General features: G+C 38.1%; 13 protein-coding genes. 2 read left to right on the top strand and 11 right to left on the bottom strand.

What is annotated here, in order from left to right:
* The first annotated feature begins 21 nt into the window (after positions 1 to 21).
* Positions 22 to 1,404, top strand: a complete 1,383-nt coding sequence (locus ACQKNC_RS00625) for a sigma-54 interaction domain-containing protein (protein WP_427422979.1) — start codon at positions 22 to 24, stop codon at positions 1,402 to 1,404.
* A gap of 516 nt (positions 1,405 to 1,920) precedes the next feature.
* Here ACQKNC_RS00625 and ACQKNC_RS00630 read toward each other — a convergent pair.
* The 4 genes from ACQKNC_RS00630 to cdaS all read right to left on the bottom strand — a co-directional run bounded on the left by ACQKNC_RS00630 (position 1,921) and on the right by cdaS (position 5,147).
* Entirely contained in the window at positions 1,921 to 2,976 is a 1,056-nt protein-coding gene (locus ACQKNC_RS00630) for an LLM class flavin-dependent oxidoreductase (protein ID WP_427422980.1), read from the bottom strand.
* A 13-nt stretch (positions 2,977 to 2,989) separates the two neighbouring features.
* Positions 2,990 to 3,931 (bottom strand): ring-cleaving dioxygenase, encoded by a 942-nt coding sequence (locus tag ACQKNC_RS00635; RefSeq protein WP_427422981.1) that lies wholly within the window; start codon positions 3,929 to 3,931, stop codon positions 2,990 to 2,992.
* Between the two features lie 53 nt (positions 3,932 to 3,984).
* Positions 3,985 to 4,428: a MarR family winged helix-turn-helix transcriptional regulator gene (locus ACQKNC_RS00640; protein WP_427422982.1), complete on the bottom strand. Its 444-nt coding sequence runs from the start codon at positions 4,426 to 4,428 to the stop codon at positions 3,985 to 3,987.
* 98 nt (positions 4,429 to 4,526) lie between these two features.
* Positions 4,527 to 5,147, bottom strand: coding sequence for a sporulation-specific diadenylate cyclase CdaS (gene cdaS / locus ACQKNC_RS00645; protein WP_427422983.1), 621 nt, complete (start codon positions 5,145 to 5,147; stop codon positions 4,527 to 4,529).
* 267 nt (positions 5,148 to 5,414) lie between these two features.
* Here cdaS and ACQKNC_RS00650 point away from each other — a divergent pair, with 267 nt between their 5' ends.
* Positions 5,415 to 5,855, top strand: a complete 441-nt coding sequence (locus ACQKNC_RS00650; RefSeq protein WP_427422984.1) for a hypothetical protein — start codon at positions 5,415 to 5,417, stop codon at positions 5,853 to 5,855.
* Between the two features lie 31 nt (positions 5,856 to 5,886).
* On the opposite strand, the gene ACQKNC_RS00655 is transcribed toward ACQKNC_RS00650, so the two are convergent.
* From ACQKNC_RS00655 to ACQKNC_RS00685, 7 genes are all read right to left on the bottom strand, one after another.
* The gene (locus ACQKNC_RS00655; protein WP_427422985.1) at positions 5,887 to 6,117 is read right to left on the bottom strand and encodes an acyl-phosphate glycerol 3-phosphate acyltransferase; all 231 of its coding nucleotides are present in this window, start codon (positions 6,115 to 6,117) and stop codon (positions 5,887 to 5,889) included.
* 97 nt (positions 6,118 to 6,214) lie between these two features.
* Positions 6,215 to 8,209 carry a methyl-accepting chemotaxis protein gene (locus ACQKNC_RS00660; protein ID WP_427422986.1) on the bottom strand — a complete coding sequence of 665 codons (1,995 nt, stop codon included), beginning with the start codon at positions 8,207 to 8,209 and terminating at the stop codon, positions 6,215 to 6,217.
* A gap of 354 nt (positions 8,210 to 8,563) precedes the next feature.
* Positions 8,564 to 9,496, bottom strand: a complete 933-nt coding sequence (rnz, locus tag ACQKNC_RS00665) for a ribonuclease Z (RefSeq protein WP_427422987.1) — start codon at positions 9,494 to 9,496, stop codon at positions 8,564 to 8,566.
* A 99-nt stretch (positions 9,497 to 9,595) separates the two neighbouring features.
* On the bottom strand, positions 9,596 to 10,432 hold the full coding sequence (locus tag ACQKNC_RS00670) for a class I SAM-dependent methyltransferase (RefSeq protein ID WP_427422988.1): 837 nt from the start codon (positions 10,430 to 10,432) through the stop codon (positions 9,596 to 9,598).
* Positions 10,429 to 11,928 (bottom strand): cobyric acid synthase, encoded by a 1,500-nt coding sequence (locus tag ACQKNC_RS00675; RefSeq protein ID WP_427422989.1) that lies wholly within the window; start codon positions 11,926 to 11,928, stop codon positions 10,429 to 10,431. The genes ACQKNC_RS00670 and ACQKNC_RS00675 overlap by 4 nt, the downstream gene beginning before the upstream one ends.
* Positions 11,929 to 12,276: 348 nt before the next feature.
* Positions 12,277 to 12,813: a cob(I)yrinic acid a,c-diamide adenosyltransferase gene (locus tag ACQKNC_RS00680; protein ID WP_427422990.1), complete on the bottom strand. Its 537-nt coding sequence runs from the start codon at positions 12,811 to 12,813 to the stop codon at positions 12,277 to 12,279.
* A gap of 14 nt (positions 12,814 to 12,827) precedes the next feature.
* Entirely contained in the window at positions 12,828 to 13,388 is a 561-nt protein-coding gene (locus tag ACQKNC_RS00685; protein ID WP_427422991.1) for a nitroreductase family protein, read from the bottom strand.
* Between the last annotated feature and the right edge of the window lie 7 nt (positions 13,389 to 13,395).

The raw sequence follows: 13,395 nt of genomic DNA on the forward strand, positions 1-13,395 counted from the left end.
ACGTATATGGGGGGATTATTTTTGACATTCTATAACACTATTTCAAAAATAATTGATATTTTTTCTCAATTATTAATGGTTGACATTGCTTTTTTTAGTTCAGAAGGAGAGCTTCTCGTAGCTACAGCCGCTTATAAAGAAAAAAAAGGCATCAAGGTACACCTTCCATATTTTCAAAAATATAAAGCTGAATCATTTATTGATGTTAAAAAGCCCGGACATATGAGTATGTGTAAAGGTTGCCATTTTCAAAATAACTGTCCTTCGAAAGTTGAAATATTAAAAAATCTTATTCAAGATGAAAATCACTACGGTTATCTTAATTTTGTAAGTTTTACGTCTGATGGGGAAACACAATTACTTAGTCAACAAAGTACCTATCAATACTGGTTAACTAAATTAGGAGATGTACTGATTGATTTACAAAAAAGCTTTGGGCATTACAAACCACTAAAAAAACAAACGCTTAAAGCTATCCCTTATATACTTGGAGATAATTTCTCTAACATTCACACGACATTAAAAAATATCAGAAATAGTGCTTCATCAGTTTTCATAACTGGTGAAACAGGAACAGGCAAAAGTCTTTTGGCAAGATACATTCACGAGCATAGCTTGGTGCAAAAAGGAAAATTTATTGAAATTAACTGCGCGAGTATTCCAGAGTCATTGTTTGAAAGTGAATTATTTGGCTATGAAGAAGGATCATTTACTGGTGCACGTAAAAATGGGAAACTAGGTTATTTCGAATTAGCCGATAAAGGAACATTATTTTTAGATGAAATTACCGAGTTGCCTATCCATCTACAAGCTAAACTATTAATGACATTGCAAGATGGCATTATAAGACGAGTCGGTAGTACAAGCTTTAAAAAAGTAAATATTAGAATAATCGCAGCCACCAATCGTCCTTTAGAGGAATTAGTGAAAAAGGGGGATTTTCGTACGGATTTATATTATCGTTTAAATGTTATTCCTATTTCCCTACCACCCTTAAGGAATCGAAAAGAAGATTTGCACGATTTAGTGAATACTTTAATGGACAAGCTGCAGAATCGTACTGGTAAATTTATTCGAAGTTATAGCTCTACCTACTTTGAACTGCTCCAAAGTTATCATTGGCCAGGGAATATAAGAGAGTTAGAAAATGTTATTGAATACAGCATGATTATGGAGAACTCGATGGAGCTTTCAATCACTAGCTTGCCACCTTATATTTTAGAAAGCGCTCAACATAAGCCTCAACAAAATCCTGCTAATTCACTGAAACAAGCAGAGAAGGAACTGATCCTTCAAAAGTTAAATGAATATGGCTCTGATCGTGCTGGCAAGCAAAAAGTTGCTGATGATTTAGGCATAAGTGTTCGTTCATTGTATAGAAAGATTCAAACCTACGCTATTTGAATTGACAGTCACTTAACTTTAGTTAATTCAATAAAAAACTAGTATTATACTTTGTCAAGAGTGATGATTAGGAAAAAATAGGTTTATTATTGAGCGATAAAAGGATTTTTTTGTTGCTATTTCACTATTATTTTCCCATTTTAACTGATTGTAGAGTAGGGCTACTCGACTCCCGTAGGAAAGCGAGACAGACGAGCCCCTGTACGGAGCGAATGTTTTCTGTGCGAAAGCGTAGCGGCAGCGGCAACAAAGCGAGTAGCCCGTAGCGGAAATCAGAGCCTTCAAATTAATTAGGGTGGATAAAATTGGTTAGTCAACACACCTGATACTTTGTGTTATTAAATCACTAGAAAACCCCCTCACCTACTAATCTACTATTAATTAATGTAAGTGAGGGGTTCCAATACATTGATGTGAAATTGACATCATACGCTGAATTCAACAGCAACACCAGGCACAAAACAGGTCCACATCTCGTATATTTATACATGTATTAGGGGCTACGTAAACAAGCTTTTATTTCGCAGTATATTTTTTAATGGTAGGTAAAATATCGTTCCCTATAATTTCAATATTTTTCATTAATTTATTAAATGGCACACCGCCAAAATCAATTTGTGCCATAAATCGCTGCATGCCAAAAAGCTCATATTGATACAGTAATTTTTCAATAATTTGTTCCTTACTTCCGACCATTAAGGCGTCATGTGTATCCGTCGCCTCCGCAAATTGTTGCTTTGGATAACCCCCGCCACGAATTGCTTGGAAGCCTCCATTTAAATGTGGATACATCCCTTCTAGTGCCTCTTTCGTTGTATCTGCAACATAGAATAGGCTAGTTGTAGCAATCGGTAACTCTTTTGGATCAAAGCCACTTCGATCTGCTGCTTCTCTATAAGCATCTACCGATGGCTTAAAGTTAACAGCAGGACCACCTAATGTCGTTAACATCATTGGAATGCCCATATAGCCTGCTTTAATGGCACTGGCAGGTGGTCCGCCGACAGCACGCCAAATTGGCAACGATCCAGTTTTAGGTTGTGGCAAAATTTGCGCATTGTGAAGTGGTGCACGGAATTGTCCTTCCCAAGTGACAAGGTCGTTGTCATTTATTTTTTTCAGCAGCTCTAATTTTTCTTCAAAAATGTCTTCATAATCCTTTAAATCAACGCCTAGTAATTGATATGCACCAACTCGAGAGCCACGCCCTGCAACTATTTCCGCACGTCCATCTGAAATTAAATCAATCGTCGCAAAATCTTCATATACGCGTACTGGATCAGAAACACTTAGTACCGTCGCGGAGCTTGCTAATTTAATTTTTGATGTAGCTTGTGCGATCGCTCCTAAAACAACTGTGTGTGCCTGTGTCGTAAAGTATGATTGATGACTTTCGCCAACAGCAAAGACATCAATACCTGCTTGTTCAGCTAGCTTACTTGCTTCAATTAACTCTTGGATTCGTTGCTGAGCTGATATACGTTCACCTGTTAGTGGATTTGGAATATGATCCCCTAATGAATACATACCAAATTCGATGCCTTTCGATTGATCAATACGGTATTTTTCCATGATTAAATCCTCCTTAATCTAGTGGCTCTAGAATAGCTTCGATTTCTGCACGTCTTTCTTCTAAAAATGGTGGAAGATCAAGTTCTTTGCCTAAATCCTCTATTGCCGAATCCACTGTAAAACCTGGGCCATCTGTCGCCATTTCAAATAAAATTCCATTACGGTCTCTAAAATAAAGACTTTGGAAGTAAAAACGATCCACTACGCCTGTACTATCTAAGCCTCGCTCCTTAATTTTGGCATCCCATTCCTGCAATTCCGGGGCGTTTGCAACACGTAGCGCAAGATGATGTATACTACCGCGACCAGGTTTCTCACTTGGACCTTCTAATTCTTTAACAACGATTTCTCCAAGTACTTCACCAGGAATAGATTGCAATACTGCTTCTTTTTCACTTTCTTCAACAGCTGTGTAATTAAATAGCTCTTTCAATAAGCTTACTGTCCGTTGTAAGTAACGAACTGTAATTTCAACTGTACCCATTCCTAAAATACGATGTTCTGCAGGGATATCAGAGCCATCCCATGGTTGCCAATGAGCTGGTGTTTCGTGGCCATGATTGTTTAAAAGCACCATTCGTAACCCTTCATGATCCTCAAAAAACAATGCATCTTTACCTGCATAAGTTGTAATTTCACTATGTTCAACCTCTAATTCATGAAAACGATTTTTCCAATATTGCAGACTGTCATAGCTTGGCACTAGTAGTCCAATACGAGTAATCGCATTAGTTCCTCGAACAGTCCGTCCTGCTACGGGCATTTCAAAAAATGTTAATTCTGTACCTGCAGCTCCTGTTAAGTCGCCATAAAATAAGTGATACATAGAAGGCGAATCTTGGTTAACTGTTTTTTTCACACGACGTAGGCCGAGAATTTTTGTATAAAAATCATTATTACGTTTGCCGTTTTTTGTTAGCATCGATATATGATGATGTCCGCTTAATTTGTTCATGAATGTTTCCTCCTCATTTTCACTTGACTAAGCAAGTGATGTTGTAAAAAAAATCACGCAGGCGGTAATTTCTTTTCACGACTATGCTTCTCTAATTTTGACATTAATGTATTTAAAGTTCTCAGTTCTTCTTCTGTCAATACTTCTTCAAAGAATGAAGATTGAAAGTGAAGCTGACTTGGTGTTGCCGAATCAATCATCTGCTCGCCTTTAGCTGTCAGTGAGATTGTTTTGGTCTTCCAATCTTGCTTGCGTTCAATAAGTCCCTCTTTTTCAAGACGAGCAAGCATCCGAGACATACCACCTTGCGTCACTGTCACTTTCTCTGCTAGCTGTGATTGGGTTAACGGTGCATATGTCTTTATTTGTATTAGGACATCAAATTGTGCAGTCGTTAAGTCAAAGCGCTTTAAAAACTCATTGGATAGCTGGTTACTTTGATTTGTAAAGCGCATCATCCGAATCCATGTCAGTGATCCGAGCGTGTGTTTTCGCATCGCTTCCTCCTCCTCTCATTCATCACTTTACCATGCAAGTGATGAATGAGCAAGAAAAATATCTCGAATTCGAGATATTTTTCAGTGTGAAGCTCACACTATATAACGCCATGCGTCGTAATTGGATATAAGTTTCCTTTAAAGGCAAAAGAAATTTTCCCTGTTTCTTCAGACACAACCATGACAAGCGCATCACATACTTCACTTAACCCTAATGCTGCTCGATGTCTTGTGCCTAATTTCTTTTCCCCCACATCTCTCTCTGACAGTGGCAGCACATTTGCAGCTGACTGAATTAGATTTTCGCTTATTATAACTGCGCCATCATGAAGTGGATTTCCAGGAAAAAAAATAGATTCTAATAAGGAATGCGTTACTTCTGCTCCAATATGAATACCAGGCTGTATAAGGGATGCCAGAGAATCCTCCCGTTCAATCACAATTAGTCCACCATGTCTCCTCTTAGACATATTTTGTACACTATGCGAAAGCTCAGGATATTTTTTAGTAAACGGGGAAAGATAACAATTTAAATAAAATGTTGCAGCTTTCATTTCAATCATTACAAATTTCTCTTTAATTTTTTCAAAATTCCCAAGAAGACAGTTTGCATCAGTATCCATTGCTTCTACACTTTGTTGTAATGAAATTATGACCTTCAGAAGCTCTTCCTTTAATGTTTGTTTCATTGGTGAAAAATCGCAATTTGTTGGATCCACAAATACACCCCTCTCTATCAATTTCGCCTTGGCGTAAACATCCTTTTATCATCCCTTTGAAACTCCGTGACATCCACCAAATTGTGAAACCTCTTCTTCTCTGTAGTTTCCCTAGATGGAATTATTTTATTCGTTTTGTATTAGTTTATTAATCTAATACAGTTTTTTTCTTTTATGCACACACTTTTAATATGTTTTTTAAATCTTTTTAACGTTTCCAATTTTTTCTTTTATAATAAAATAAAATCTTTACCTATGGAGGCGCTGATGAAAAGAATAACATTGCTAACGCCAATACTTATACTTATGTTTTCGTCCTCTGCTCAAGCACTATCTTGGGCTTATCCTTTTGTCGTTTGGAAAGGAAAAGTTTATGAAGTTAAACAAGAAGAATTAATTGAAGATCATAAAATTGGTGAAATTATTGGGGAAGTAAAGACCAAACCTAATGATATGACTGGAAAATATTACGGAGATACCTCAAATTATTACCCAAAAGGAACAAAATATTATGAAATAAAAGGGACAGCAACTTCCACAGCAATTGCAATAAAAGAAGATAATCACTGGGTGAAAGCTGTTTTTATTCATAAAGCACCTTTTCACATAATGAATGTAATCTCTAACATTTACTTCATAGTAATAGTGGCACTAATTGTAATTGGTGTTATATTCAGATCTAAAAAGTTCAAAAAGTGTACCCATTAGTTTATCTAATGAATACACTTTTTATTTTAGCTTACATTTGTCCAGCACGAATTTTCTTGACGATATTGAATGTCGTGTAGGCAGCAGCCGGTGCAAGCACTACAATAAAAATAAGCCAAACCGTTAAGTTGTCCGTAGCCTTTAATGTGTCATAATTTGAGAAAACGAAAACAATTAGTCCAACTAGTAATAAATAGCTCAGCACATTTGGAAAAATAACGATTAAACGTAATAGTGCTGGTGGCATTTTTTGCTGATTCATATCAACCACTCCCCTTTATTCAATTATACGAAAATCTACTATTAACCGCATTATATTTCTTTAATATTCCAAATATCTGTTTTCACTATCTATTATTTTAGACTTTATATTTGCCTGCTGATTGTTGTAAATTGTCTGCTGTTGTATTTAACATACCAATAATCGATGTCATTTCATTCATACTTACTGCTTGATTTTTAGCCTTTTGCGCGACATCGGCGACACTTGCTGAAGTCTGTTTTGCCAATAATGATACATCTTCCATTGTAGCCGTGACTTCCTCTGTGCTGGCTGCGATTTCCTCTGTCGTACTCGATACTAAATCTACTTGATCTGCTATTACTTGGACATCATTGTTAATGCCTTCAAAAGATTGCTGTGCTTCATGAACAATAGATCGACCAGTATTTAATACATCAGCAGTAGAATAAATGACTGATACAATGTTAGCTGTCTCTCTTTGTACATTCATCACAACCTGAGAAATGCGCTCAGCCGCTAGTTTTGAATCCTCTGCCAATTTACGAACTTCCTCTGCCACTACGGCAAATCCTTTACCCGCTTCACCAGCACGTGCCGCTTCAATAGATGCATTTAGCGCTAATAGGTTTGTTTGTTCAGAAATTCCAGAAATTACATTTGTAAACTCACCAATCATGCTAGATAATTTTTCTAATTCCTGTGTACTTACTACAGAAAGATTTGTCTTTTCATGAACTTCTACTAATTGCTTTTGTAACTTGTTCATAATTTGTAAGCCATTATTAGCATTTTCTTCTGTATTGCGAGAAATGGTAGAAATCTCAACAATGGATTCGGAAATATGATGGATACTGCGTGCCAATTCTTCCATTGAAAGTGCACTGTCTTCTGTATTTTGCTGTTGCGCAAAAGATGCTTGAGCAACCTGACTAGATTCTTCCTGAATGATTTCTGATGAACCAAGTGTTTGATGAGCATTTTCTTGAATTATGTAAGTTGCATCCTTAATTTGGCTAGCTTCCTGCTTCAATTCACGCATTATGAATTGAAAGTTTTCCATCATTCCGTTAAATGATACTACTAATTGACCAATCTCATCCTTAGAGTTTACGTTTATTCGCTTTGTTAAATCTGCTTCGCCTTTACTAATGTCCTCAAGTGAATCGCGTACACTTACAATTCGGGAGACCTGTTTAGAAATAGAAAATCCAGTAATGAAGAAAATGACACACACAACGATTAATGAAGCAATAATTGTTCCCATCAAAATATTTGAAAGTACTTTATTTGAAACAACGATAGCTAAATATGTACCATTTGATAACGGTTTTATGTATTGCGTAACACGTGTTCCATCATAGCGTCCCGAAAACTCAGATGCTTCTTGAGTTGAAAATTTAGCTGGTAAAAAACCAATATCCGCTAGATTTCTTTCTGCTGTAGCTGCTATTGTTTCGCCTTTGTCATTCACAACTGCTGCATAAAGGACCGTTGAGGATAATGATTTGTTAAGCTGATCAATGTAATATTCACTACCGATACTAGCCTCTAAATCTAATAGCTGCTGCCCTTGTCGAGCAACCTGTACAATTTGAGGTGTTGCTGGATTCCAACTACTTACCCCAACGAACTTGAAAAATTTATCGTCTACATCACGTATTTGCGCCTTCTGTACAATTTCTTTTGCACGTCCATCTAATAGCTGCATATATTCTGCTGCTTGTCCGTCTGGATTAGAACCGAAGTTAAAATCAACTGTAGGTGCTACAGAAGTAACAGTGGTATTACCTTTATCATCCGTACTCCATATTTCATCAATGCCTCCGCGTTCAGCAATCGCCTTCAAATCTTCATATGTAGCGCCTTTATCGATAATATAAGAAGCCATTACTGATTCAGCAATCATTTCCTTTTCCATTATTTCTTCCGCTTTTTCTCTTGAATGAATAGCACCTTCCATCCCAATTACAATGGAATTAGCGAGTGCCTCCCCGTTATTCTTTACACTATTATATGTTGTTTGATAAATATAAATAGAAAATGCAGCGATAATAAATACGACAATGCACATGATTTCTAGAAGCATTTTCCATTTCATTGTTTTCCCCATCTCGACAATCCCCCCTGAAATATACGTTTATTTCCATTTCATAATACAGTATCAATTTAAAATGTTTCATTACTTTTTTATTAAATTTAATATAATAATTAAAAAGTTGTCACAAATTTGTAATAATTATTCTGTTTTCAAAATGAGGATAAAAGACCTAGATAGAAAAGACTATACACAAAGAAGTTTTATAAAAGCGAAATAAAGACAATTGAGTAACAAAATAAGACGTTTTTAAACAAAATCTTAATAATTTACGAATCAATTTTTATAGTCTTATAGTTCTACTTATAATAAAAGAACCTTTAAAATGACGAATCATCTAAAAGGTTCTTTTCCATCGATAATGTTATTTTAAAATAATTTATTGTTATGCCATGTAAATACTAATTGATCGGATGTTAAGCAAGTCTGCGGAAAAATCTCCTGTGCTTCTGTTAAGAATTGAGGTAAATCATATGGTAAAAAACGGGCACTTAAATGGTTCAGAAGTAAATAGTTTGCTCCCGCTTGTTGTGCCACCTTTGCCGCTTCGACATTTGTAGAGTGTCCATAGTTCGCTGCTAATTCTGTCGTAGAGCCGTCAAAGGTCGCTTCATGAATAACGATATCTGCTCCAGTAGCTAATGAAACAGCCTCTGGACAATATTTTGTATCCCCTAAAATAGTAAGCGTAAAGCCTTTTTTCGGAGGAGCGACAACATCTTTCGCATAAACAATGGTGCCATCCGCAAGTTCAATATTTTTTCCAGCTTTTAATTGTCCTAGTAAAGGACCTTTTGGAACACCAAGAGCCTGTGCTTTTTCCATTAACAGTTCGCCAGGCAAATCCTTTTGCTCAATACGGTAGCCAAAACACGGAACTACATGTCGCAATTCAGTTGCACTTACTGTAAAATGTTCATCCTCATAAATAATCCCTTCATGGACTTCAACAAATTGTAACGGATATGTTAAATGGGTCTTTGACAAGGCTAAAGTTTGCTCGATCCATTGCTGTAAACCTTGTGGGCCAAATATCGTTAATAGCTCATCCCCACCTTGAAATGAACGAGAGCTTAAAAAACCAGGTAAACCGAAAATATGGTCACCATGTAAATGTGTAATGAAAATTTTCGTTACTTTACGTGGCTTTAAAGATGTATGCAAAATTTGATGTTGGGTCGCCTCTCCACAATCAAAAAGCCACATTTCCCCCACTTCATCTAACAGCTTTACCATTAGGGCACTTGTATTTCGGTCCTTTGAAGGCATTCCTGCGCCTGTTCCTAAAAAATGTAGTTGCACATATGCCACCTCACTTCTATATCTATATCGCTTTATTGTACCCTATCACTCCCAATAAAAAAAACCTTTGGTCACTAGTTTTGTCCAAAGGTTGCATAATTATTTCGGCTCCCATGATACGAGTGCCGCATGGAAATCATGACGATAATAATAGCGCCCGTTCTTTTCCTCAATAAACGGCAAGAGCGACTCCTCGACATGTGCTCTATTAAAATCAGTATTTAATATTTTTTTACTTTGTGTTGTTATAAGCTGCTCATAGCTTTCATATTCATACACTCGTTCTAATGGGATGATTTTGCACTCTGCATAAATATCCATTTCATATAGCAAATTTAAAAATTCTATATAATCTCTTCGTGGAAATTTAATATCGTAGCCATACTTGTTGTACAAAATTTCATAATGGGGTTGAATCGGTCCTGTTGTCATGCCAATAATTGCACGCTTTTTAGCTAGACGATTCATATGGTAAAGTGCTGATTTGATTTCATACATACGATAAAAGCAATTGACACCAATCACGATATCATGAGCTTCTACCTCATTCTCAGCAAGACTTTCCCATTTTGCATGAATATAAGAAACATGTTGCTTATCCTCCATGCACGTTTCTAAATAGCTAAGAATACTTTCTGAGCTATCTACACAAGTTAGCATTCGCACCTGATCAGCAAGTGGAAACGTATAATTACCCCAGCCTGGACCAATTTCTAATACCGAGTCCTCTGGTTGTACACTTTTTTTAATTTCTTGAAAAATTCTTGCAGCGTAAGGATCTGTTTGTCCAGTCTTTTTACGTGCAATAGACTGCGACCAAAACTGCTCCTCTAGTTGATCATTGACCATTCGTTCTGGCATTTGGCCATGCCAATCCTTCATACCTTCCTGCCATAATGCCTCATAATTAATAGCTAACGGTCCTTTTCTTGTCATACAGATACCTCTATATTCATTATTTCGTATACTTTTTTCATATCGAGATTAGCGCGCACATGCTTTGCCAGCATATTGTAAGCGTCCTCTCGACGTTCTGCGTCACTTTTTACATCACTTGGTAAAGCTGTGAGCCCCTTTTTCACGCGAATGTCATTGACAAGCTGTCTTGTAAAAGTGCGATTATGGAATAAGCCATGGAAATATGTTCCGATAATTTGATTATCAGCACTTACCGCTCCATCCACTCGCCCATCTGCAAGTTGTAAAAATGGTGACACTTCGTTACGCAAAATCTTTGTACGTCCAAGATGAATTTCATAGCCAGTATACGTATCTTGTCCTCTTGTTCCTGTCATTTGAACCGTTTTTTTATCACCAACAAAAACAGTTTCCATTGGCAATAACCCTAGACCTTGTGCAGAATCACCATTCCCTTCAACTGCATCAGGGTCTAATAACGTTTCACCGAGCATTTGGAAACCACCACAAATTCCAATAATTTTTGTGCCTCGTTGACGTAAATTAGTTATCGCTTGATCAAAGCCTTGCTCCTTTAACCATGCTAAATCATCCATTGTACTTTTTGTTCCAGGAAGTATAAGTAAGTCAGGCGTACCAAGCTCATTCACATGACCAATTAGTCGTACACCAACCTCTGGCTCATCGAAAAATGGATCAACATCAGTAAAGTTGGAAATGCGCGGCAAACGAATCATCGCTACGTCCACTGAGAATTCCCCAGGCTTTGGCTTTTTAAAGCGTAAGGAAGATAGTGCTAGTGAATCCTCAGCCTCAATATTGACATCTACATACGGCACAACACCAAGTACAGGAATGCCAGTTTCTCGCTCTACCCATTCAATACCATCATCAAGTAATTCACGCATCCCTCTAAATTTATTAATGATTAGCCCTTTTACACGTGCCCGTTCCGCATCATCAAGTAATGCGAGTGTTCCAACAATCGATGCAAATACGCCACCTCGGTCGATATCAGCAACTAGAACAACAGCTGCATCTGCTAGATGAGCCATGCGCATATTTGCAATATCACGATCCTTTAAATTGATCTCTGCAGGGCTGCCTGCTCCTTCAAGTACAATAACATCATATGTATTTTGTAAAGTTCGTACTGACTTTTCAACGATCGGCATCGCTTCTTGTACGAATTGATTACGATAGCTTTTAGCGTCCATATTTAAAAAATGCTTGCCATGAACAATCACTTCCGAAACCATATCCTGCTTCGGTTTAAGCAATATAGGATTCATATCCGTAGTTGCGACAACGCGTGCCGCCTCTGCTTGTACACCCTGAGCACGGCCGATCTCTCCACCATCATGAGTGACAAATGAATTCAAGGCCATATTTTGCGATTTAAAAGGTACTACCTTTAGCCCATCATCCGAAAGAATACGGCATAGCGCAGTACAAATCATACTTTTCCCAACATCAGAAGCCGTTCCTTGAATCATAATAGATTTTGCTGGCATAGTCTTTTCCCTCCCTTATTTATAGTTGAAGCGTATGTATTCTGCTCGAGTTCGCGGGTACTTCCCCCTGTTGCGCAGGTATTCTTCCCCGTGCCGCGGATATTCACCGTCGCGCGGGTATTACGCTCCGTTCCGCGGGTATTTACCCTCGTCGCGCGGGTATTCTGCTCCGGGCCGCGGGTATTTACCCCTGTCATGCGGGTATTCTTCCCCGTGCCGCGGATATTCACCGTCGCGCGCTGGTATTACGCTCCGTTCCGCGGATATTCTGCCCCATGCCGCGGATACTCACCGTCGCGCGCTGGTATTACGCTCCGTTCCGCGGGTATTCACTTTATTAATAGCTGCTTAGAATTCAAGGCCTTTAACAGCTGGAATTCCTTCGTCATAATAATGCTTTATCGCATCAATGTTCGATACTAAATCTGCCATCGCAATAAGCGCTGGATTTGCGCTTCGTCCGGTAACTACTAAATGCATTGTCGATGGACGCTGTTGAATGGCTTCAATGACTTCGGCTAATGGGAGCACATCATCGATTGGAAATTTTGTAATAGCAAGCGCATTGTTGAGCTCGTCTAATACGAGTAAATCAATACTGTCGTCTTGCAGAGCAGCCTTTGTTTTTTTCCATGCCTTTGCTAACGCAGCACGATGCTCTTCTGGTGTTTTTGTCCAAGTGAAGCCGATTCCCATTTGCTCCATTTCTACGCCTAGCTTACGAAGAGCAATTTGCTCTCCGTATGTACGCTCTGGTGATTTAATAAATTGCATATAGCGTACATTTAGGCCTCGACCGACTGCACGCAGCGTGACGCCTAGAGAAGCTGTTGTTTTGCCCTTCCCTTCGCCTGTATAAACTAAAAACAAGCCTTTTCTAGCCATTGTTCAAGCCTCCCTTAAAGCCATGTTGTTTTTTCTTCAAATGGGGTACGTTTCTTGTCTTTAAGCTCCTGCTCTTCTGGATAGCCAATAAAAATAGTGCCTACTACTTTTTGTGATTCATTCGCTCCGATAAATGCATGCATTCTTGCATCATGAACAAGCCCTACTCCACGTGTACGCCATACAAAGCCAAGTCCTAGCTCCTCCGCAGCAAGCCACATGGACATGATCGCACTACATACAGCAAAAACATTATCCTCTGTCGCATCAGTATCGTCTTCCACAATATCTGCCGTAACAACAATGGTAACAGGCGTTGTTTGCACAACTTTTAATGAACTTTCTACTAAATTTGGCTTCGTCGGGAATCGCTCCTGTAAATAAGCACTTGCCATTTCCTCATAGCGTTTCATCGCATCGCCTTGAATTACATAAAAATGCCAAGGCTCACGCATACGGTCATTTGGAGCATAAGTCGCTGCTTGTAAAATTTTCTCGATTTTTTCTTTTTCAACAGGCTGTGTTGTGTAATTGCGAATCGCTCGACGATTTTTTAAAGCCTCAATTACCGTCATGTTGTTT

The sequence above is a fragment of the Lysinibacillus sp. NPDC094177 genome (assembly GCF_050279145.1).
Taxonomy (GTDB): domain Bacteria; phylum Bacillota; class Bacilli; order Bacillales_A; family Planococcaceae; genus Lysinibacillus.

Bases quoted from the DNA above. Each gene is read 5' to 3' on its own strand.
- ACQKNC_RS00630 (WP_427422980.1), bottom strand. From the start codon at position 2,976: ATGGAAAAATACCGTATTGATCAATCGAAAGGCATCGAATTTGGTATG.
- ACQKNC_RS00635 (WP_427422981.1), bottom strand. From the start codon at position 3,931: ATGAACAAATTAAGCGGACATCATCATATATCGATGCTAACAAAAAAC.
- ACQKNC_RS00640 (WP_427422982.1), bottom strand. From the start codon at position 4,428: ATGCGAAAACACACGCTCGGATCACTGACATGGATTCGGATGATGCGC.
- ACQKNC_RS00650 (WP_427422984.1), top strand. From the start codon at position 5,415: ATGAAAAGAATAACATTGCTAACGCCAATACTTATACTTATGTTTTCG.
- ACQKNC_RS00655 (WP_427422985.1), bottom strand. From the start codon at position 6,117: ATGAATCAGCAAAAAATGCCACCAGCACTATTACGTTTAATCGTTATT.
- ACQKNC_RS00660 (WP_427422986.1), bottom strand. From the start codon at position 8,209: ATGGGGAAAACAATGAAATGGAAAATGCTTCTAGAAATCATGTGCATT.
- ACQKNC_RS00670 (WP_427422988.1), bottom strand. From the start codon at position 10,432: ATGACAAGAAAAGGACCGTTAGCTATTAATTATGAGGCATTATGGCAG.
- ACQKNC_RS00675 (WP_427422989.1), bottom strand. From the start codon at position 11,928: ATGCCAGCAAAATCTATTATGATTCAAGGAACGGCTTCTGATGTTGGG.
- ACQKNC_RS00680 (WP_427422990.1), bottom strand. From the start codon at position 12,813: ATGGCTAGAAAAGGCTTGTTTTTAGTTTATACAGGCGAAGGGAAGGGC.
- ACQKNC_RS00685 (WP_427422991.1), bottom strand. From the start codon at position 13,388: ATGACGGTAATTGAGGCTTTAAAAAATCGTCGAGCGATTCGCAATTAC.